We start from the raw sequence: 22,742 nt of genomic DNA, 5'->3' as shown, positions 1-22,742 counted from the left end.
AGTGAAAACATCATCAACAAAGAAGAAGCAAGATGCCGATTCTTGGGCATTGCGATACGGTGAAAAGCATCGGCTGCACCGGATTCGAGAGTTTCCTGCAGGTATCGCATCTCCCAAACGGGTTCGGATCTACTCTCGCTCCAATCACTACGTGCTGCAGTGGTGGGATCGGGGTACGAAACGGACCCTCAGCGAACGAGTCGAAGGGGACTTCGTTCAAGCCATCATCCGAGCGCGAGAAGTTGATGAGCAGCTGGAGAATTTTCGCAGCGCTGGGTGCGGCCGCCGGAACCTGCGGCATCAGGAACTCGTACAACAATTCTATGAAAATCTGCGTCGTCGTGCGGATGCCGGCGAGATCGATCCGAAAACGGTAGCTCGTTACAAAAGCGCTCTAAACCACTATGTCAGCTTCGTCCAGCAGCCACATGTCTCACGGAGCTATCAAAACGTCCGCCACGTCGACCGAAACTTCGTTCTCGATTTCACGACCTACCTGAATAACCTGCAGATCTCGCCAAACGGGCATCCCCACACGCCGACTAAGCGGATAGTCAAACCGCAGTACGTGCTCGACGTAGCCCGAGCGATGTATCGCTGGGCTTCTGATCCTCAGCGAGAACCACTCCTGCCGCACGGATTTCAAAACCCGTTTTCGGAACGTCGGCGTGTCAGTACGAAGGCAGTCCCGGACATGTTCGGCGAGCCCGACATCACCGTTTCAATGGCCGTTGACTTTCTGAACGCATGCGACACGTGGCAGTTGCCCATGTTCGCGCTGTATGTGTTTTACGGTCTGCAGGCCTCCGAGCCATGCTGGTTATTCCGGGAATCGATTCAGGACGACTGGTTGAAAGTCACCTGTGACCACGAATTGGGCTATTTCACCAAAGGACGACGAGACAAACGGCTGCCACTCATTGAACCGCTCCATGAATTGCTGACCACTCACCGATCTGGAGAGGGAATATTGTTCCAGCGTCGGACCGTGTGGGAGGCGAAAGTGACACCCCCGCTGGCCCAGGCGTCGCGAGAAGATCTCCGCAAAGAATACGCTTGGCGGCTCGACAAAGAGCGAAACCTCACTGCGCGGATTCGTGCCTCCATTCGCGACCAGATGGTGCTGGACGCTGGAGGCCTGAATTACGATCACATCGAGCACGAGTTTGCCCGGCTCAAAGCAAAATTAGGCTGGCCAGTCGAAGCGACGCTTAAAGACTTCCGCCATCTCTTCAGTACCTGCATGGAAAACGCAGGCATGCCCGAGTTCTACCGGAAGTTCCTCATGGGGCAGTCGCCGGGACGTGCTGCGATTGTGGGGTACACACACCTCAACCAGATTCGTGAGCGGTACGTGGAGGCTGTGACAAAGCAGATGGAACCTCTCGTCGAAGCATTGCACAAACAAATGGAACGCTTCCGGGGTGGCGTTTAGTCACCGACACCCCGGACTGATGGGTAAGGAACACAGATCAATGAGGGGCACAGCCCCCGTCACGAGATGCCACCCACTGTGACGCAAGTAAAATGCCCGGCCGGCCGGCGAGTGCCTCTTCCAACTGCCTTCGCTTTGTTTCCGGCCGTGTATGGGTGTAGGTCGACGTCATACCCAAGCCGCCTCCAAAACCATGTTCCATGGTCGGGCGAGTGGCCCATCAATTCGTTCCGCACGAGCGGGTCCACGTTGGCGTCTTGGAGGCAGGTTGCAAACGTGTGACGCAGGCATTTGGGGGCGGTAACTCCGATCAAGCCAATAGACTTTGTCAGTCGCATGAAGTCCTGGCGGATCTGTTCGTTCTTCACCGATCCGACATCGCGCCAGACCGTCTTGGCGACAGCCTCTTTCTTCAGTCGAATGTCGTCCACATCCGCAAGTTTCGTTTCGATCGCGAGACGTCGCTGAAACTCCTGTTCCAATTGCCGGGCAGTCAGTTTCAGCAGTGGAGGATGATCACGACCTTCGCAGCAGCGACGGCGGAGAAACAGTGGCCCTGCTTTTCGTTCCCCGACAACAAACGAGAGCACTTCGGCGAGAGCCGGGAGAATCGGGATCGCTCGTTCGGATCTCGTTTTCACTTGCCAACCGAGTTGGGGCTTGTTGCGCACAAAGATCCAACGATTCCCCAGATCCAGGTCGTCGGGTAGCAGCAAGTGCAAGTTCACCCGGACGCATCCCGGTCATTAATAAAGTGAGGAAGACCGGAAACTGCCACTCATCGCACGCTTCAAGAAGTCGGCGTTCGGAGTCGTGATCAAAAACCTCAATCGGCTTGGCGTCTTCGACCCGGATTCGTCCCACTTCAATCGCGCGAAACGGGTTCTCAACATAGGGTGGCAAATGCCGATGTCGTTCCGCGTAGTTGAACATGGTCGAGCACGTCAGCAGAATATATCGGATGCCGGAGTCCAGTAGCCGACGCTGTCGCGAATGCGTATGTCCGTTCGCTGCGACCCGCAAGGAACGCAGATATCGCACGAACTGTTCGGCGTGCGTGGAGCGAAAATCGGATGCCCGCCGGATCGGACATCGGTTGGTAACAAAGTCGATCAGGTGTGCGGTCGCCGATTGATAACGTCGAATCGTCGGTAGCGAGGAGCGGCGCACGTGCTCGTGCTGCTCCAGCCAGCGTTGCCGCAGATCGACGATGGTAATCGGCTCAAAGCCCAGTGAAGAAGGAACGCCGACTTCGAGCTGAGCATTGATCTCGGCAGCCATTTGCCGAGCAATGTCGCGACTTGGTCCGACACGAGGCTGCTTGCGTTTCCCGCCCTCATGATAGGACAGGTACCAGACCTGTCCCCGCAGGTAAACACGGACGCGCCCCACGCGAAACGCGGGTGTTTTCTTACCGGATCGATCGGTCGATTTCTTGGGCATTTTCGAGTCTCCTCAGAGAAGCTCTCCGCTACAAAACGCTACAAAAAGCGCTACAAACGGGAACTTTCTGAGAGTCTCAGAAAACGCAAATGCCCGCGAGTCATAGGGTTAGGCTCACGGGCAGCAAGCAAAAGCGGAGAGAACGGGATTCGAACCCGTGAAGCCTCTTTCGAGACTTACCGGATTAGCAATCCGGCGCTTTCGGCCTCTCAGCCATCTCTCCGTGGTGTCGCATCATAGCGACCGTTTCGTGGGCTTTGCAAGGGCTTGGATTCCCTCGCTTTGCTATTCTTGCGAGCCGTCAGAATCGGTCAATCTCTCCTGTCTTTTTCGGATCATCGGACCGGTCCGCATGACTCGGATTTCTCGAAATGGGACCTTTTTTTGGGACACGGAGACTCCGCCCCGGGTTCGGGACCGATTCCTCTACCGGAAGATCGATTCGAACAGGCGGAACATTTCGCGGCTGTGCAGCTGGTCGATGTCGGTCAGGCGGAAGTTCAGCAGGCAGTGCTGCTTTTTCGCCTTGATCTGATGGGCTCCCGGGATCTGGGCGAAGTACTCGGCCAGTTCTTCAGTTGAGCCTTCCGGCCAGAGGAGTTCAACCTCGAGGAAGTCGGGGCGGTCGGTGCGGATCGTCACCGGCGGGCTTTTCGTGCCGTTTTTCGGCGGGGACACGATCTCACTCGGATGATCCCAGCTCAATGTCGCCTCGAATTCCCGTTCCAGTCCTGAGGTCAGTTCTTCGAGCATTGCCGGTTGCCAGCGGGGTTCGCGGCGAGCCAGCGACTTCAGCGACGACTGGCTCAGATGCCACTCGCGGCTGTCTTCTTCCCAGGGCATCCGCTTCCCGTTGCCGTTCAGGTGCTCCTTGAGCCGGTTCTTCGGCGTCCGCTTTCGTGAGACATCGAGGGTGTCCCGCTCCTCCCGGCTGTTCGAATCGAGAATCGGGCCGAGCAGTTCGCCGGTCCAGGATCGACTCCGGAGCGTCTTCGCCGGATCGAGGAACTCCGGCTTCTTCTGCAGCTGCTTCGCCCGTTCGGCTACTTGCTCGGGCGTCCCTTCGGCGACAATCCATCCGCCGCCGGTGCCGGCTTCCGGGCCGACATCGACAATCCAGTCGGCCGTTTTGATGACGTCCAGGTTGTGCTCGACGATGATCACCGTGTTGCCGCAATCGACGAGTCCATTAATGACCTTGAGCAGCTTGGAGATGTCGTCGATGTGCAGACCAGTCGTCGGTTCGTCGAGAACGTAGAGCGTGTCTCCCTGATTCGGCCGCGAGAGTTCGGCGGCCAGTTTGATGCGTTGGGATTCGCCGCCGGAGAGTGTGGGAGCCGACTGACCCAGCGTGAGGTAGTCGAGGCCGATCTCGCTGAGGATCTGCAACGGGCGATGAATCTTCGGGATTTCTTCGAACAGATCCGCCGCCTGGCCGATCGACATTTCGAGCACATCGGCAATCGAGTGGCCACGGTACTCGACGGTGAGTGTTTCCTCGCCGAATCGCTTGCCGCGGCAGGAGGGGCATTCGACCCAGACATCGGGCAGGAAGTGCATCTCGATACACTTCTGGCCGAGCCCCGCACATTCCTCGCAGCGACCGCCGGCCACGTTGAAGCTGAACCGGCCCGCTTTGAAGCGTCGCTTTTTGGCTTCGGGCTGCTTGCTGAACAGGTCGCGAATGTGATCGAAGACGCCGACATAGGTCGCGGGGCAGGAAGCCGGCGTGTTCCCGATCGGCTGCTGGTCGACGACGATCACTTTACGAACGCCATCGAGCCCGGTCAGCGAATCGTGCAGGCCGGGTGTTTCTCCACTGTAGTTGATCTGCCGACTCGCGGCCCGGGCGAGAGTTTCCATAATCAGCGAGCTCTTGCCTGAACCCGAGACACCGGTCACGCAGGTAAGGGCGGCTCGAGGAATACTGAGATCGACGTTGCGGAGGTTATGGTGTCGGGCTCCGGTCAGTTCGATCCATTCGGAACTGTGATCGGAGAAGTGCACATCACGGCGGTCGACAGGAATCGGAATCTCCAGGCGGCCTCCGAGGTAGTTTCCGGTGAGTGACTTCTGATTGGCTGTGATCTTCTTCGGCGTTCCATCGGCGACGATGCGTCCTCCCAGACGACCGGCAGCCGGGCCGAAGTCGAAGATCTGATCGGCTTCGCTGATGATGTCGCGATCGTGTTCGACCAGAACGACCGTGTTCCCCAGGTCCCGCAGCTGCTTGAGGGCAGCATTCAGGCGGTGGTTGTCGCGCGGGTGGAGTCCGATCGTTGGTTCATCAAGCACATACAGCACGCCGGTGAGGGAGCGCCCCAGCTGACCGGCCAGTCGGATCCGCTGGCTTTCTCCACCGGAAAGCGATGGCATCGGGCGGTCGAGATTCAGATAGTCGAGTCCGACATCGATGAGAAACTTGAGCCGGTGTTCGACTTCCGCGATGAGATCGCCGGCGACCTTCTTCTCTTCGCGGCTCGGCTTCAACTGCTGGACGAAATCGTAGGCACTGCTGAGCGGCAATCGGCACAGCTGGGGCAAGGTCAGTCGTTTGAGCCGCACGGCTGCCGCGTCTTCGCGGATGCGGGCTCCCTGACAGGCGCTGCAATCCTGTTCGCCGAGTTGATCGTACAAGGCACGACGGTAGTCGTAACTCAACCGCGAGGCTTCGTGCAGCGTCGGATAGAGCCCCTTGTAACGGATCGTCAACCCGGGTTGATCGGGTACGGGGATCGGTTCTTCCGAGCCGTAGTAGAGCACATGCTGCTGCCGGGCCGACAGTTCGACGAACGGAATGTCGATCGGAATCCCCAGCTTCTCTGAGATCGCTTCGAGGAACCGGCGGAACTGCGGGTGGGTATGCGGATTCGGCCAGGCAGACACGGCTCCATCGAGCAGCGAACGGGACGGATCAGCGATGATGGCTGACTGACTGACCCCTTCCTCGACGCCGAGACCTTCGCAGGAATTGCACCAGCCGAGACTGCTGTTGAACGAGAAGTTCTGCGGCACGAGCGTTTCAAACGAACGGCCACAGCCCGAACAACTGTAGTGGACACTGTAGGAATAGGTCTGCCATTCCTGCTCTTCGGCCTTGGGATTGGCGATGACCAGATGCAGTTGACCGTCGCCATAGCTGAGTGCGGCTTCGACCGACTGAGCGATGCGGGACCGTTCGGAGGGACGAATACTGATGCGGTCGACAATCACCTCGACATCGTGCCGGGCCTTGTGGTCGAGCTTCGGCACTTCATCAATCCCGTAGGTGGTGCCGTCGATGCGGACTCGGGAATAGCCCTGCTCGTTGATCGACTTCCACAGGTCGGCGTAGGCCTGTCCCTTTGGAAGCTTCGCGCTGGCGGTGAGCAGGGCCCGGCTGTTCTCCGGCTGTTCGAGGATCTGGGCGACGATGTCATCGACCGTCTGCTGAACGACCGGGATCTCGCACGCCGGACAATAGAGCTGCCCCAGGCGAGCGTAAAGCACGCGAAGATAATCGTAGATCTCGGTCACTGTGCCGACGGTTGAGCGTGGCGTCGCACCGACGGTTTTCTGCTCGATGGCGATGGAGGGCGAGAGTCCCTGAATCTGGCTGAACTTCGGCTTGGGCATCTGGCCGAGGAACTGACGGGCATACGCCGAGAGTGATTCGACATACCGCCGCTGGCCTTCCGCATAAAGCGTATCCATGGCGAGCGAGGTCTTGCCGGAACCGCTGGGGCCGGAGAAGACGTTGATTTTGTTGCGGGGGATGTCGATGTCGACGTCCTGCAGGTTGTGCTGGCGGGCCCCGCGAATTGTGATCTGATTCGAGATCTGCTTGAGGTCTTTCGCCGAGAGCAGCGGCTTCGTTTTGCGGGCCGCTTTCGTCCTGGTTTTGCGGACAGTCACGTCCGGCAGCACTTCCCGGAGAGCGCGGCCGGTATACGATCTGGCGTGCTTCGCGACTGTTTCAGGCGTGCCGGCCACGAGAATCTCTCCGCCGCCCGCGCCTCCTTCGGGACCGAGGTCGATCACCCAGTCGGCGGTCTTGATGACATCGAGATGATGTTCGATCACGACGACGGTGTTGCCCTCATCGCAGAAGCGATGCAGCACTTCGAGCAGCTTCTTCACATCGTGGAAGTGCAGACCGGTCGTCGGTTCATCGAGCAGATAGAGCGTCTTCCCGGTCGACCGCTTGCCGAGTTCGCGGGCCAGTTTGATTCGCTGCGCTTCGCCGCCGGAAAGCGTCGGCGAGGGTTGTCCCAGCTTGAGATAATCGAGGCCGACATCGTGCAGGGCTTTGAGGTGGCGATAGATCTTGGGATGGTTCTCGAAGAGCGGCATCGCATCGCCAATTTCGAGATCGAGAATGTCGGCGATGGTGTGGCCCCGATACTCGATCTCCAGCGTTTCCTGTCGAAAACGCTTCCCGTTGCAGACCGGGCAGGTGACCCATAGATCGGCCAGGAAGTCCATGTCGAGCTTGGTCGCTCCGTGGCCGTCACAGGCATCGCACCGGCCTTCGGCGACGTTGAAGCTGAAACGTCCCGGCTTGTAGCCCCGGAGTTTCGAAGCCGGCAGCTTGGTGAACAGATCGCGGATCAGGTCGAAGACTTTGACGTAGGTCGCCGGATTCGATCGCGGCGTGCGGCCGATCGGGCTCTGGTCGATATCGATCGCCTTGTCGAGCAGATCGAGTCCTTCAATCCGGTCGAATGCACCGGGCGTTCCGTTGCCGCGATTGATGTCGCGGTTCAGCACCTGCCAGAGGACATCGTTGGTGAGCGAACTCTTGCCGGAACCGGAGACGCCCGTCACACAGACGAAGCAGCCGAGCGGAATCTCGGAGTCGACGTTCTTCAGGTTGTTGTGGCTGGCTCCGAGCAGTTTCAGCGCCCGATCCGTTGGCTTCCGCCGTTCGGCAGGGACCGGAATCTCTTCGGCTCCCGAAAGATATTGTCCGGTGATACTCCGCGGGTTCTTGACGATCTGGTCATAAGAACCAGAGGCGACGATTTCGCCGCCGCGATGTCCCGGGCCGGGTCCAAAGTCGACAATGTGATCGGCGGCTCGCATCGTCACTTCATCGTGTTCAACCACGACCACCGTGTTGCCCATATCCTTCAGGTTGAGCAGGCTCTGCAGGAGCATATCGTTGTCGCGGGGGTGGAGTCCGATCGACGGCTCATCGAGAATATAGACAATCCCGGAAAGCCCGCTGCCGATCTGGCCGGCCAGACGAATCCGCTGGCTTTCTCCCCCGGAGAGCGTGGGAGCTGTCCGAGCCAGGGAGAGGTAGTCGAGTCCGCACTGCAACAGGAACCCGAGACGTCCACGGATTTCCTTGAGGGCATCTTCAGCAATGATCTTCTGGGTTTCATCGAGCTTGATGCTGGCGAAGAACTGAGCCGCCTCGGCAATCGTCAGCTCGCAGACTTCGACGATGCTCAGCTCGTACTTGTCGTGTTCTTTGCGAAACTTGCGGTCGGTCGAAGTGATGCGGACATTGCGGGCCTGCTCGTTCAGTCGCGTGCCGTTGCAGGTCGAGCAGAGCGTCGTGTTCATGTACTTTTCGAGCTGCCGTTTTCGCATCGGATTGCGAGCCGTGCGATAGCTCTCAAGCAGTTCGCCAATCAGTCCGTTGAACTGGCCGTAGTGGCTGAGGAACCGTTTGCCGTACGTCGAACTCGAGTAGATCTTCTTGTCGCCGAGGCCGTAAAGCATCAACTGCTGCGCCTCTTCGGGCAGCTTCTTCCACGCCGTTTTCAGCAGAGTGGCGTCGTCCATGCCGAGCTGCTGCTCGATGATTCGGGCGGCTCCGCGATAGCGGTTCTTCTTCGACTTGCCGATCTTGCCGAACGAACCGATCAGCGGAATCGCTCCCCGGCTGATCGACTTGCCGGGCTCGGTCACAATCTTTTCGACTTCGAAGTCGAACCGTTCGCCGAGACCGTTGCAGTCGGGGCACATGCCGATCGGGCTGTTGAAGCTGAACAGCTGCGGCGAGGGCGGTTCGTAGCTCATACCGCTTTCGGGGCAGGAGTACTGCGCGCTGAAGAGTCGCTCGTTCGGTTCGCTGCCCGGCTCGGTGATGATGCCGATGAGCCGCCCGCCTCCCTGTCGGAGAGCCGTCTCGACCAGCTCCGCGAGTTGCGTCCGGCCGTCGACGCCGAGTGTGACCTGTCCGATTTCCAGAGCGATCGTGTGCTTGTAGTTCTTCCGCAGCGTGGGGGGATCGCTCAGCGAATGGAACTCGCCATCGGTCCGCGCTTTCAGGAAACCACGTTTTCGCAGGTCTTCGAACAGGTCGCGGAACTCGCCTTTCTGCTGCTGGACGAGCGGAGCCAGAATGTGCAACGTCGTTTTCGGCGGATGCGTCATCAGCGTATCGATGATCTGATCGCTGGTCTGAGCGCGGATCGGCAGCCCGGAAACATAGCAGTAGCCGAGCCCGACGCGGGCGAAGAGAATCCGCAGGTAGTCGTAGATTTCGGTGATCGTGCCGACGGTACTTCGCGGATTGCGGCCGGTCACCTTCTGTTGAATCGAAATGCACGGCGCGAGGCCGGAGACCATGTCGACATTCGGCTTGGGGAGCTGGCCCATGAACTGACGGGCGTATGTCGAGAGCGATTCGATGTACCGCCGCTGGCCTTCGGCGTACAACGTGTCGAACGCGAGCGAGCTCTTGCCCGAGCCGCTCACGCCGGTCATGCAGATCAGTTTTCCTTTCGGCAGCTTGAGGGAGACGTCCTGCAGATTGTGCTCGCGGGCGCCGCGGATGACGATTTCTTGTCTGGCCATAAAAACTGTGGAATCCTCTCCCTGTCGATTTCTTCCGCTGACGCCGCTGGACCGATGCCGGTCGATTTGTTCGTTATGAGTCGCCCCGGTTGATTCCCCCGGGGTGGTGAAGCACAAGAGGCCACGCCATGGCCTGCCCTCTCTAGAATCTCCCGATACCTCCGAGGATTATATGCCCCGGGGGAAGCAAGGCAACGCCCGCCGAGCCTGATGCCGCTCCCGCTGGCGGTGTCCAGTCGATCGATCTAGACTGGCTGATGCGTTTCTGCTCCGACACTTCCGGGAGACCACTATGCCTCGATGGACCGCATTCGCTGCGGCACTGCTGATTTCTACGATGTTCACCACCGACGCCCCGGCTGCCGAGTCGGGCGATCGGCCGAATGTGATTCTCATCCTGGCCGATGACCTCGCTCCCGGAGATTTCAGCTCCGTGAACGGCGGGCTCAGCCGCACGCCGCGACTCGACCAGCTGGCCGCCACGAGTGTGCAGTTCACGCAGGCTTACAGCGGATCAGCGGTTTGTGCCCCGGCTCGGGCCTGTCTGCTCACCGGGCGGTATCCGCAGCGAACCGGGGTCGTCAGCCTGAATATGAACAAGTACCCGGAGCTGACGAGCCTGTATCTCGATGAGGTGACGATCGCCGATGTCTTTCGCGACAACGGCTATCGGACCGGGCTGATTGGCAAATGGCATTGTGGCTCCCGTCCGGAGTATCACCCGCTGAAACGGGGCTTCGATGAATTCGAGGGCTTCGGCGGCTCGGCCGATCTGGGCTACTTCAATTACTCGCTCGATGTCAACGGCGAGATGGTCGAGGTCGAAGAGGGCTATCTGACGGATGACCTTTCCGAGCGAGCCGTGAACTTCGTGCGGCGAAATCAGAACCGTCCCTTCTTTCTGCATCTGGCCCACTATGCTCCCCATCGCCCGCTGCACGCTCCCGAGGAACTGATCGCGAGTTACGAACAGAAGGGACTGCCCAGAAAGACCGCGACAATTTACGCGATGATCGAAATCATGGATCGCGGCATCGGGGAACTGCTCGATGAACTCGACCGGCTCGACCTCGCGGAGCAGACGATCGTCATCTTCGCCAGCGATAACGGCCCCGATCCGCTCACCGGCGAACGTTTCAATCGGGAGCTGCGGGGAACCAAGTACGAAATCTATGAAGGGGGGATCCGCGTGCCGCTGCTGATGCGGTGGAGCGAGCAATGGGACGCCGGCGAGCAGTCCCGGCTCGTCCACTTCGCCGATCTCTTCCCGACGCTGATCGATCTGTGCGGGATTGCGTACGAGCCGAAGAGTCGGCTGGATGGCGTCAGCTTCGCGGGAGTGCTCAACGGAGAAACACAGCCCGACCCAGTCCGCTTCTGGCAATGGAACCGCGGCGAGCCGAATTACTCGCACAACGCGGCGATGCGGGACGGCTCATGGAAGCTGGTGCGGCCCTTCATGACGCGGAACGAACTCAAGGGCGATTCGACCGCACGGCCCGTGCTCTACAATCTCGCAGCCGATCCCGAGGAAACAACCGATGTCTCCGCCCGTCAGCCGAACCGCTATCGCCAGATGCAACGGCAGCTCGAGGAGTGGACGGAAAGCATCGAACAGGACCGAACCCGGAAGCCGTGATCAGCCGAGGCGACCGAGGAACTCAACGAGCTGATCGATGACGACCGGCACATCGTGATGTTGAGCCACGTAATCGTGCCCGGACTGTCCATGTTGCTGCCGCAGCTCGGCTGAACTCCACAGCTGTTGAACGGCGTCGACCGTCTTGTCGACTTCCCCCGTGCCGACGACACCGCCGCCGGACTTTGAGAGATACCCGGCATCGACTTCCAGAGAAACAATCGGCACCCGGCTCGCCCCAGCCTGCAAAAACGTGTTCGGCAGGCCTTCGTGCTGACTGCTGGATGTGTTCAACAGCAGTGCGGCGTTTCGATAAAGAGCCGGCATCTGCGAGAACGGGACGTGGGAGATGATCTGCAGATTGGCGGGACACCCTTCCCGGATGCGTTGCTCCACCTCCGGCTGCTGAGGGTTGAGGATCATCACGAAGTTGATATCCGGCAGTTTTTTCGCGATGTCGAGTGCGATGTTCGCCCGCTTGTGAAAATCATCGGCTCGCCCGATCCAGAGGACATAACGGTCGGACGTCCGCTCCGGTGCAGTCGCGGACTCCACTCGAGCTCTCCAGTCCGCCACATCGATCGGATTCCGCAGCAGTTCGCCCTCGCGATGGAAATGCTCCTTCAGTGACTGCAGTTGATTCTCATTCTGCACAATGACCGCATCGGCATTCTCCAGTACCCAGCGGCAGACAGGGCTGCGTTCTCCGTATTGGGTGCGGAAGGAACCGGGCGAGGCGTACTGCGGATCGACATCGGCGTCAGAGCCGAGGAACAGGACCGCTTTTCGCTGAGTCTGGTGGGCGTTGTAGATCACCTTCGCGGCCGCCGAGTGGACTCCGAAGACGCAGAAGAGATCGGCGGCGGTTTTCTGCAGCACCGGATCGGTTCGCAGCGGCGTATTCCCTCTCGGCTGGAAGACTCGGTGCAGAAGAATCCCCGCCGCATCCCGAAGCAGGGCAGGGGACCAGCGTTTCTCCTTGAGCGCCTCCGCCACGCGGGCATTGCGTTCGGTCACCGGATCCCGCCAGGATTCAAAGGTGATGCCGTCAATCGACTGCGGTTGAATCAGATCGGGATGACGCACGAGAAAGCACACGTCGAAGTTCGAACGACTTGCCAGTCCTCGGGCCAGCGTCACGGCTCGAGTTTCGGTGCCGCCAAAGATCCCCGCCGACTCCGGATGAACTACCGGCCAGGCGGGCAACGACACAAACGCCAGCGTGTGGGCCGCCATCAGGACGCCTCATCGAGGCGGAGGACATCGGGAATTTCGATGGTCTGTCCATCAATCGTGACCGGCCTGCGGGGCCAGTCGTCGGAAAGAATTGCGGCTGCCCTTTCCCCGGTGGTGCGAACCAGTGTTTGACCGGCGATCGCTCTACCGAGTCGAAACTGCCAGAACCAGTGGGCGTGCTCTTTCAACTCGGCCTCCCCTCCCGGCAACAGAACCCGCTCGGGGCAGCGGTAGCCGAGCTCGATGGCGAATTCACTTCGCCGCCATTCGTCGTCGAGTCCGAGTGTCCGAGCCGCTTCTTCCATGACGTTCCATAACTGCGGGGTGGTTTCGCAGCGATTCAACGCAATCGCAGCCGTGGCGAGAAGCTGACGGACACGCTCGCGATCTTCGCGAAGTTCCGCATCTGGTTCGGCGAAGTCGACGGTTCGTGCGATGGCTTCGCTGAGACCGTCGCGGCTGGCGATGACCTGAAGAACGCAACGTTTCAGGATCGGTGTTTCATCGGCCGTCCAGCCGGGGTACTTCACGTGTTCGTCATCGGCGTAAACCTGAACTCTCTGGGGCGTCAGCCCGCGAGCGAGCAGATCGACATTGAGACGGACCGCAACTTCCCGCTCGGTCATGCCAGGAGTCACCGTGTGAAGCAGCCTTTCCACGATGCTGGTCAGATCGAGTCCGAGTTGCTGCCAGCGTTCGCGGGTGAACGGACTGTGGTCGAGCCTGAGTGACTGGACGCGCTCCGGCATGGCGCGGGTGCGGCTGAAGCCCGAGTCGCTCATCACGGCTCGGCCGCGGGTAATCTCATCAACGAGACTCGGAAGGTCGTCGGTCCAGAGTCGTTCCTTCAACTGGAAGCCGAGGCCGTTGATTTCCCGTTCAAAGAGCTGCAGGGAGACTGAGTCGGTGGTGAGAATCACGCGTCCTGTCGAAGTGACGAAGATGGCTGCCCCGGGAAATGCGTACTGCTGGCCGAACCGCGGATCGCTGCCAGCCGTGAACCAGGCGAAGTTCTCCGGGTGGGTCAGCAGCAGGCCGTCGTAGCGGGTTTCCTGCAGGAGATCGACGACGCCGACGAAATTCCGTTCGACGTCCGCATAGCGTCGAGGATCGATCTGGTGAGCCGCCAGTCGTTTGCCAAATTCCTCGGACGAGATGTTCAAGGGTGTTCCCGGTTCATCGCAAAAGATAGAGTGGTCGCGTTCGGCGCTCCGCTCGAACGGAAGCCACAGTTACGAACCCGCAGAGTCAGTAGAGTTATGTCCACACCTGGTGAAATCATTGTTCTTGGTTCAGGGACCAGTCATGGCGTGCCGCTCGTTGGTTGCCGGTGCCCCGTCTGCCAGTCGACCGATCCTCGTAATACCAGAACAAGAAGCAGTATCCTCGTGCAAGCGCCCGAGGGGAATATTCTCGTCGACACCACGCCCGAACTGCGAATCCAGCTGATTCGCGAACAGGTCGACCTCGTGCATGCCACGGTGTTCACCCACTGCCACGCCGATCATATTTTCGGGCTGGATGACCTGCGGCAGTTCGGGCATGTGCTCGACAAAGAGATCCCGCTCTACTGCGAGGAAATTGTCGAACAGCAACTGCGAAGCGCGTACAGCTACGCCTTTCAGCCGCTCCCACCGGGAGGACGCCGGGGGGCGATTCCGCGTTTCGAACTGATTCGGGCGACCACCGATCCGTTTTCGCTGCTCGGAGCTCACGTCCAGCCGCTGCGACTGCTGCATGGCAAGCTTCCGATTCTGGGGTATCGCTTCGGCAGCGTGGCGTACTGCACCGACGTCAGCGAGATTCCGGAAGAGACCTGGCCGCGACTTCAGAATCTGGATGTGCTCATCATCGATGCCCTGCGTTATCGCGAGCATCCGACGCACTTCAACATTGCCCAGGCGATCGAAGTGCGGGATCGCATCCAGCCGCGACAGACGTATCTCACGCATATCGCTCATGATATCGACCATGAAAAGGTCTCCGCCGAGCTTCCGGACGGGGTCGCTCTGGCTTACGACGGGCTGCGAATTCCGGTCACATTCTGACGAAGGCGTTCCGTTTCCGGTCAATTTGCAAGAAATACAAAGTGATCTTTGCGAGATCGGCGGAACCTGTTAGATTCCACGGCTGTTCGCGAATCACTGGATCAATTTTACGTTACTGGCGTATCAGGAAAGGACTCCGATATGCACGCCTCGGCCCGACGTCTGCTTATTGCGGGGCATCTTCATCTGGATGGAGTGCTGCGCGGTCTGCCGGGACAGAGCGACGCCCATCAGGACCTCCTTCGCGATGCGCCGCTGGCTGCTTTTGAAGCGCTGGTCGAAGCCGCACTCGAACGCGAAGTCGAGGCCGTTCTGCTCACCGGTTCCCTGTTCGATGGCGAACCGACCATTCGAGGAGCCGCCCTCTTCCGCGATGCCGTCGAAGCTCTGCAGGAAGAAGGGGTCGCCGTCGTCTACTGCGGGCCGCGTCCCGATCAGATTCACAGTCTCATCGCTGCTCGGTGCTGCCCGGAAAGTCTCGAAGTTCTCGAGCAGAACCGCCATCGCCGCATCGTTCTGGCTGCCTCGAACGGAGAAACGGACCGGGAACTGGAGATCGTTTCGGTTGATCAGCCCGGTTACGAAAGTCTGCAGCATTCCGGGCTGACGATCGGCGTCACGCGAAACGCTTTCGGACACATCACGCCAGAGCATCCCTTTGTCGACGAGAATCATGCCGCCTGTCCGCTGGTGCTGTCCTCGGGACACGAGACACCGTTCACGCAGCGGGTTCGAAACACCATGCTGCACGCCCCCGGCTCCCTGCAGGCCGTGGCTCCTGTCTTCCCGGGAACACGTTCAGCGACCTTCTGCCGGATCGATGCGGACGGGACCGTCGACCTGACGCCGGTGACCACGGCTCCGGTTCTCTTCCTGCAGCAAGAACTCAATCTGCATGAAGCCGAGGCTCTCGACTCAATTCTGTCCCGTTGCGATGAAGCCTGCGAACTGCTGGCGCTGGAGAGCGTTCCCGCCGCGACGCAGCTCTGCATTGTGAACTGGTATCTGCGAGGCACCTGTTCGACCGTCGCGGAGTGGTCGAGCGAATCGATCTCGTCGGAAATGCAGACGTTACTCGGCGACAAACTCGACTCGATCTCGCTCCTGCATCAGGCGACCGTCGTGCCGCAGCTGATGGGCGCTCATCTCGATGGAGAAGACCTGAGCGATGAAGCGATCGAAGACGAACTTCTGCGGCTCGTAAGCGAACAGGTCGCTGCCGAAGCGGGACAGACTCACGTTTATGAAACATCGAAAGGGCGAACGACTCTGCCGTTCGACGAACTGCGACGGCAGATCGATTCCAGAGAACTGTGTCACCGGGCCGCCGAACTGGGCCTGCGAGCACTGAAAGAACAGAAGAAAGCCAGCTAACGGGGGTGCCACAAACGCGACACCGGAGGTTCCTTCGCCCCCTTCAGGGGGAGAAGGTGCCCGAAGGGCGGATGAGGGGGCGGACAACCAGCGACGTTCCATTCGAGCAAGAACAAACGGCTCGTGAAGCATGGAACCCGCATTTCCCCCTCACCCTGACCCTCTCCCCCAAGGGGGCGAGGGGATACGAAGTGAAGAAGTCACTCCAAAGTGAGTCATACAGAAACACTGCAGTGGACGTCGGGGGGCGGACGCGGCAGCGACATATACGGGCGGGATTACGGGATAAGCCAGGGAGCAGGCGATGAGAATCACGGATGTCATGATCGACCGGTACGGCGTGTGGAACGACCTGCTGCTGCCGGTGCAGGAAAACGGGCTGACCGTCATCTACGGCCCCAACGAAGCGGGCAAGTCGACGCTGATGCGGTTCATCCGCGGCGTTCTTTACGGGTTCCCGGCGTCCGGGCTCTCCGCCGATGGCAGCCGGGACAGCATGAACGGCTGGGGCGGTTCGCTGCGTCTGAAAGATCGAAACGCTCCGTTGCAGGCTTCGCGCCACATCGACGAACAGGGCCGCCAGCACTTTCGCGGGTCTGCGGGAAATCGCACGCTCTCGGAGTCCGACTTCGAAAAGATGCTGCAGGAAGTCGACGCCGATATCTACAAAACGATCTACACCCTCGGCCTGAAAGAGCTTCGCGAACTGGCGACACTGCAGACCGATCAGGTGGGCGAATACATCTACGGCACCTCGCTGGGGCTCATCGGCCATCGGTTGATGCAGGCCGAGCAGAAAACGCGAGGCAATGCTCAGAAGATCGCCGACTTCAACTACGGGACCGGGCGTCTGTTCGATCTCTCCGGCGAATACACTTCGATGCAGGACGCCCTCCGCAAGTCGGGGCAGGTGATGCAGCGGTATCAGCAGTCGCTCGATCAGTCCCGCAAGCTGGAAAGCGTCCAGTCCGAGCGGCGGCATCGGCTCAACGAACTGCGTCGGGAACGGTCCAACTATCAGTTCCTGCAGCGAGTCTGGGGACCGTGGAAACGTCAACGGGAGCTCAATGCCGAACTTCGCGGCCTGCCCGATGCCAGCCTGTTCCCGAACGACGGACTGGCTCGACTCGACCGCCTCGAACAGGAGAAGCGGGCCGCCGAGAAGAATGTGAAGCAGCTTCGTCGCGAGCAGTCCGAGCTGCGGAAGGCTCTCGACCGCGAACGCGAACACTACGACCTCCGCGATCATGCCAGTGCCGTCCGCGCTCTGATCGACATGCGGGGCCTCGTGGAATCGGCGGAACGGCATCTGGCCAACGTCTCCGCAGATGCCTCGTTGCTCAAAGCGGAGCTCGATGAGAAACTCAAGACACTCGGCCCCGACTGGACGATCAACCGGCTGTCGGAAGTCGATACTTCGCCGCAGTCTCATCTGCAGTTGAGTACGGCTGCCCGAAACTATCAGAACGCCATCAGCCGCCGGGCTCGGCATCGTCGCAAGTACAAGAAGGTTTCCGACTCCTGCCACAACCGCCAGTCCGATCTGCAGGAACGTCTGCGTCGCGAGAATATTTCCTCGCTCGATCAGGCGATTCGCGATGCCGAAGCTCGCCTGGGTGATCTCGAAAACCTGGCTCAGCTGCGGGTTCGCGAAGCCGAGTACGATCAGCGGATTCGCAGTGCGAATGCTCAACTCGAGAAGAACGATCTCGGCACCGAACTGCCGTGGTGGGCCCAGACGATGCTCACCCTGTTCGCAATGGCCGGCGGCTTCTTCATTATTGCCGGTCTCGTGAACGGCGTGAAAACCGGCTGGGTGATCGGTTTGATCTACCTGCTGACCGGCATCATGGGAGGCGGCCTCGCCTTCGCGTTGCGACGTCATTACGAGTCCGATTCGTATTCCCTGAACCGGCGGCTGCGGGATGAGATTGAGAAGTGCCAGGCTCAGCTCAACGATGTTCGGGCTCGCATCGCCCGGATTACTGGCGAGAAGCTGACCCGTGCTCCCCGCGAACGGGAAGTGAACGTGACACGCAGCTGGCGGTCGGAATCGGAGCTGATCCGCAAGGCGACGCAGCGGCTCGTCGATCTGCAGGGGCTCGCCCGCACGCAGGAACGACTCCTCAAAACACGCAAGAAACTGTCGGTCCAGCGGGGCAAACTGGCTGAGTATCAACGCGACGTGAGTGCCACCCGCCAGGCGTGGTGCGATCTGCTGCGAACGCTCGGCATTCGGGAAACGGTCCGGACCAGCGAAGCCTTCCTCAGCTGGCAGCACGCGGTCGACGCTCAGCAGACTTTGCGACAGTGGCAGGGAGCCCGCGACGATGTTCAGCGGCATCAGGAGCTGCTCAACCAGTTCCGCGATCAGATGGAAATGATTGCCAGCCGGATGTCGATGCGAGGCAATTCGAGCGAGCGGCTGACCGAAACGCTCAATACCTGGCAGCGTCTGCTGGAAGACTATGAGAGCAATCACGGTTCTTACTTGAAGAAGCGGAGCGAGTATCGCGAACTTCGTAAGCGCGTCGCCGCGGCCAAAGCCGAGAGCCGCCGTTGCGACGAGAAACTTCGCCGCCTCCTCAACGACACCCGCGTCTCCACGCCGGAAGAATATCGGGTCCTGGCCGAGAAGAAGGCGCGAGCCGAGAAGCTGCAGGCTCTGATTGCCGATCTGAACGATCAGCTGGCTTCCATCAGTCGCGAGGAGCCGGAGCTCGCCATCGTTGAAGAGGATCTGATCAACTTCAACGTCGACAGCAATCAGGAACGGATCGACATGCTCGGTCTGGAGATCGACGATCTCGACGCCGAGTACTCGGCTGCTCAGGAAGAACTCGGCCGCCTGCGTCAGACGCTGGAGACCCTGGAGAGCGATACGTCATCCGACGATCTGAAAGCGAAGCAGGCCCGCGTGCTCGATCGGGCCGCGGCGTCCTGGCGGGATCTCGAAGCCAACCGCATTGCCGCCTCGGCTCTGTCTCGCATGACATCCGAATTCGAGCAGCGGTTCCAGCCGGAAACACTGGCACGAGCTTCAGACTATCTGTCTCAGCTGACCTGCGGCCGATACGGGCATGTTCGCACGCCCGTCGGCAGCCGCGAATTGCTGATCCGCGAACAGGACGGCACCACTCGCAATGTGGGCGAACTGAGCGACGGCACGCGGGAGCAGTTGTTCCTGTCGATTCGTATGGCTCTGATCGACACGTTCGCCGAAGAAGGAATCGCGATGCCGATCGTCTTCGACGACATCTGCGTGAACTTCGACCAGCAGCGGACCGAAGCCGCCGCCGAAACGCTGATGAACTTCGCGTCCAACAAACAGGTCCTGTTCTTCACCTGCCATCAGCATCTGGCGGGCATGTTTGAAGAACGCGAAGTCGAGCCGATCTGGCTGCCGGCACTGGCTCAGGCCAATACGCGGCTGGCTGGCTGAAATCAGCGAGGCGGAGTCAGTTCCTGGTAATCAGTGCTTGCTGAAGACGAGCCGAGCCTGAACCGGCAGATGATCCGAAGGCGTCACGCCGTTGCGATTGATCTCGACGATCGCAGCGGACTGGACCTGGAAGCCTTTGCTGATCGCGATCCAGTCGATGCGTTTGTCGCCGCGTGACTTCAGCGAGAAGCCGGTGAATGTTCCTTCGTTCTGCTGGGCACTCGGTTGCGCGACCCGCCAGGTATCCTGCAGCTGCACCGAGCCGGACTGCTCGAACAGGGCCTGATAGGGTTCGGACTTCTCGGCGGCATTGAAGTCGCCGGTGATGACCACCGGAGCCCCCGCGACCATCTCGTTCACGCGCCGACGAATCAGTCGGGCCCCTTCGAGGCGAGCCTGCGGGCTCTTGTGATCGAGATGCGTGTTGAAGAACCAGAGGACGCGATCCGCGTTCTTGTGATCCTTCAACTTCACCCACGTCACCATCCGGGAGCAGGCCGTGTTCCAACTCATACTGCCGGGAACATTCGGTGTCTCGCTCAACCAGAAGTGACCGCCATCGAGCTTCTCGAACCGTTCGGTCCGGTAGAAGATGGCCATCATCTCTCCCTCGTCGCGACCGTCTTCCCGGCCGACGCCGAAGACCGAGTATTCCGGCAGCTTCGAGCTCAGATAGTCCCGCTGAAAGCCGAGTGTCTCCTGCGTTCCGAGCAGATCCGGGTCGAGTTCCTGAACGGTTTCGACGACGAAATCCTTTCGCTTGTCCCAATGGTTCTCGCCATCGCGAGCCGAGCCATAGCGGATGTTAAAGCTGACCACGTTAATCGCGGCTGTTGACTCGTCTTCAGCAGAAGCATTCGCGGCCGTAGCGATCGTCAGGAGTGCGGAGAGCAGCAGGCTGAGTTTCATGCGGAAGTCCTCGAAGGGGTGGGCAATAAAAAAGCACGCCGGTCGTCACGGGAGCGACCGGCGTGTATCAACAGGTCTGGCATTCAGCCTACCAACCGTTGTCCGCTGAAGCCATTCTCAAGCTTCATGCCCGAAGATCACAGCCGAGTACGGTGCGATCGTGAATTCGACTTCCCCCTCGGTCTGCAGCACGTGTCCCGGGCCGACGTCATCGTACGACTTGCTGTAGAGATGGCTGTCGCTGTTGAACAGCGGCTTCCATTCTCCCGCCGAAGGCATGTGGACCTTTACGGTGTGGGCCTGGCTGGAAAAGTTGACGGCGACCACGACGTTGTCATCAGTTCCCCCTTCGTACCAGCGATGGTAGACGACAACCTTGGCATGATCATCGACGTGCAGGAAGTTGATGCCCGATCCGGTCAGTCCCTTCGTGTTACCCCGGGCATTGAGCCGAAGATGAATCAGATCGCGATACAGTCGGACCGTGCCGCGGAATTCATCAGCTTTGTCCCAGTCCAGCGGCACGGTGTCGCGGAACCATTCGTCTTCAAGAAACTCTTGTCCCTGAAACAGCATCGGCACCCCGGGGGCAGTCAGCGTCAGCACGGCTCCGAGGACGGATCGCTTGCGAGCACACCAGCTGTGGGGAGCATCCGGATTGATCTCGCTCGTCATGCGAGCCTTTCCGTTCGCCACTTCGTCGTGAGACTCGGTGTAGGCGACACGCTGGAACGGATCCCCGTTGTAGTTCTTGCTGAGAGCTTGAACGACCGCTTCCATCGAGCGGTCTTCGTCGTTCGGCTGCGTGAGCACATCGCGAATCGGATGCACGAATGCGGCGTCCCATTGAGCATGGAACCCGGCGCCCCCGTCTTCGGGAGACTTTGTCATCCAGTCGTTCTTCTGCAGGTCTTCCGCGATCGTGATCTTGTCGGGGAACTGCTTGCGGATTTCTCCGTTGATCCACTGCGTCAGAGACCAGCCTTCCGGAATGTCGCCGCCCGGATCGCCGTTTCCGCGGACGTTCCGGATATAAAGCGTCATGTCGTAACGCAGACCATCGACACGAAAATCGTTCATCCACATCATTGCATTGTCGAAGATGTACTGCCGGACTTCGCCGCGACCGTAATCGGGCCGCGTCAGTCCCCAGGGCGTTTCGGCTTTCCAGTCGTTGTAGAAATAAATGCCGCCCATCTCGTGCTGATGCCAGCCATCGAACTGCCACAGGTCGAGATCGCTCGGACCGAAGTGGTTGTAGACGACATCAAGCACCACGGCGATGCCCCGCTTATGGGCTTCCAGCACAAACTGTTTGAACGCCTTCGGGCCGCCGTAACTCGACTCGACGGCGAAAATGTGAGCCGGGTTGTAACCCCACGAATAATCGCCGGCAAACTCGGCGATCGGCATCACCTCAATGCAGTTCACTCCCAGTCGCTGAAGATGGGCGAGATCTTCGATGGCGGTTTCGAATGTGCCGGGCTGTTCGCCGTCTTCAGACGTCGTGTAGGTGCCGATGTGCATCTCGTAGACGACGAGCTCATTGATCGGCGGCATCTCAAAGTTGTCTTCCAACCAGTCGAACGAGGGATCGGGCACCACCGCGTTTCCGACCGAGTTCGTCACTTCCCGGGCGTACGGATCAATCCGCTTCAGCTTCTTGCCCCCCGCGTGGATGACAAACAGATATTGATCACCGATGGAGGCGTTCTCCACCAGAGTGTACCACTTGCCTCCGTCCTCGGCGTCCAACTTATTGGACTCTTCGTTCCAGTCGTTGAACGTACCAATCACGGAGACAGCCTCGGCATGGGGAGCCCACACGCGAAACGCGACGCCATGATCTCCCGGGATCGCTCCCATACCTTCAATACGCACAACCTGATCTGTACTCATCAACCCGCACTCCTGGTTCTGTCCCTGTATTCTCCGTTGGCCTGATCCACTGACCAGCCTTCGCATTTCGGATGTACTTCCACTTACTGAAAGACGCAGTCGAAAGGCGTCGCCAGCGTGATTGCACATTCCGTGCCTATCGGCTGCAAGTAGGGTTATGGGGGAAAATCGGACGGGGTCCACGTTCTGCAAGTTTTTCCTTGACTTCCAGTAAAACCACGGTAACGGGTCGCTCAGCGTCCACGCTGGACGCCCAGCGGTTCATGATCGACCAGCGGACGGCGAGCGATCGGCGAGCGATCAACCGTCGGCATGAGTCATCAAGGAAAAATTTTCGGCGTTCTGCGAAGTCCTCCAGCTTGCGGATTTCGCTGAAAGAAAAAGATTTACGTCAAAAATGTCAGGGCTGTTTCCTGGCCTGGACCTCAATAAAAGTTCGACCGCTCGCCGGACTGGCACGACCATTGCGTCTGGCCCTCTCCCATACACAAGACGCTCACGACGGTTCGAACCGAATCACTCTGA

The 22,742-nt window shown here is 59.7% G+C and carries 11 protein-coding genes and 1 tRNA gene; 5 read left to right on the top strand and 7 right to left on the bottom strand.

Annotation, left to right across the window (positions count from 1 at the left end; genetic code table 11):
• Position 1 precedes the first annotated feature (1 nt).
• Entirely contained in the window at positions 2-1,435 is a 1,434-nt protein-coding gene (locus tag L1A08_RS18035; RefSeq protein ID WP_238757918.1) for a hypothetical protein, read from the top strand.
• A 516-nt stretch (positions 1,436-1,951) separates the two neighbouring features.
• On the opposite strand, the gene L1A08_RS18030 is transcribed toward L1A08_RS18035, so the two are convergent.
• The 3 genes from L1A08_RS18030 to uvrA all read right to left on the bottom strand — a co-directional run bounded on the left by L1A08_RS18030 (position 1,952) and on the right by uvrA (position 9,670).
• Entirely contained in the window at positions 1,952-2,878 is a 927-nt protein-coding gene (locus L1A08_RS18030; RefSeq protein ID WP_238757917.1) for a hypothetical protein, read from the bottom strand.
• A gap of 134 nt (positions 2,879-3,012) precedes the next feature.
• Positions 3,013-3,101, bottom strand: a tRNA-Ser gene (locus L1A08_RS18025).
• Positions 3,102-3,304: 203 nt separating this feature from the next.
• Complete coding sequence (uvrA, locus tag L1A08_RS18020) at positions 3,305-9,670, bottom strand: excinuclease ABC subunit UvrA (RefSeq protein ID WP_238757916.1); 6,366 nt, start codon at positions 9,668-9,670, stop codon at positions 3,305-3,307.
• Positions 9,671-9,962: 292 nt separating this feature from the next.
• Here uvrA and L1A08_RS18015 point away from each other — a divergent pair, with 292 nt between their 5' ends.
• Positions 9,963-11,309: a sulfatase-like hydrolase/transferase gene (locus tag L1A08_RS18015; RefSeq protein WP_238757915.1), complete on the top strand. Its 1,347-nt coding sequence runs from the start codon at positions 9,963-9,965 to the stop codon at positions 11,307-11,309.
• Here L1A08_RS18015 and L1A08_RS18010 read toward each other — a convergent pair whose 3' ends face one another.
• Both L1A08_RS18010 and L1A08_RS18005 read right to left on the bottom strand, forming a co-directional pair.
• Positions 11,310-12,545: a glycosyltransferase family 4 protein gene (locus L1A08_RS18010; RefSeq protein ID WP_238757914.1), complete on the bottom strand. Its 1,236-nt coding sequence runs from the start codon at positions 12,543-12,545 to the stop codon at positions 11,310-11,312.
• On the bottom strand, positions 12,545-13,708 hold the full coding sequence (locus L1A08_RS18005) for a hypothetical protein (protein WP_238757913.1): 1,164 nt from the start codon (positions 13,706-13,708) through the stop codon (positions 12,545-12,547). The genes L1A08_RS18010 and L1A08_RS18005 overlap by 1 nt, the downstream gene beginning before the upstream one ends.
• Before the next feature lie 96 nt (positions 13,709-13,804).
• On the opposite strand from L1A08_RS18005, the gene L1A08_RS18000 reads away from it, so the two are divergent.
• From L1A08_RS18000 to L1A08_RS17990, 3 genes are all read left to right on the top strand, one after another.
• Entirely contained in the window at positions 13,805-14,593 is a 789-nt protein-coding gene (locus L1A08_RS18000) for an MBL fold metallo-hydrolase (RefSeq protein WP_261362951.1), read from the top strand.
• Between the two features lie 141 nt (positions 14,594-14,734).
• On the top strand, positions 14,735-15,967 hold the full coding sequence (locus L1A08_RS17995) for a hypothetical protein (RefSeq protein ID WP_238757911.1): 1,233 nt from the start codon (positions 14,735-14,737) through the stop codon (positions 15,965-15,967).
• A 304-nt stretch (positions 15,968-16,271) separates the two neighbouring features.
• Entirely contained in the window at positions 16,272-19,409 is a 3,138-nt protein-coding gene (locus L1A08_RS17990; protein WP_238757910.1) for an AAA family ATPase, read from the top strand.
• A 30-nt stretch (positions 19,410-19,439) separates the two neighbouring features.
• Here L1A08_RS17990 and L1A08_RS17985 read toward each other — a convergent pair whose 3' ends face one another.
• A complete protein-coding gene (locus L1A08_RS17985) occupies positions 19,440-20,318 on the bottom strand; it encodes an endonuclease/exonuclease/phosphatase family protein (RefSeq protein WP_238757909.1) in 879 nt (292 codons plus the stop codon).
• Between the two features lie 117 nt (positions 20,319-20,435).
• Positions 20,436-22,217, bottom strand: a complete 1,782-nt coding sequence (locus L1A08_RS17980) for an alpha-amylase family glycosyl hydrolase (protein WP_238757908.1) — start codon at positions 22,215-22,217, stop codon at positions 20,436-20,438.
• Positions 22,218-22,742: the final 525 nt, after the last annotated feature.

The organism is Rubinisphaera margarita, assembly GCF_022267515.1.
Lineage (GTDB): Bacteria > Planctomycetota > Planctomycetia > Planctomycetales > Planctomycetaceae > Rubinisphaera > Rubinisphaera margarita.
Note: the sequence above shows the minus strand (reverse complement) of the source record. Positions and strands in the feature narration are given on the sequence as shown.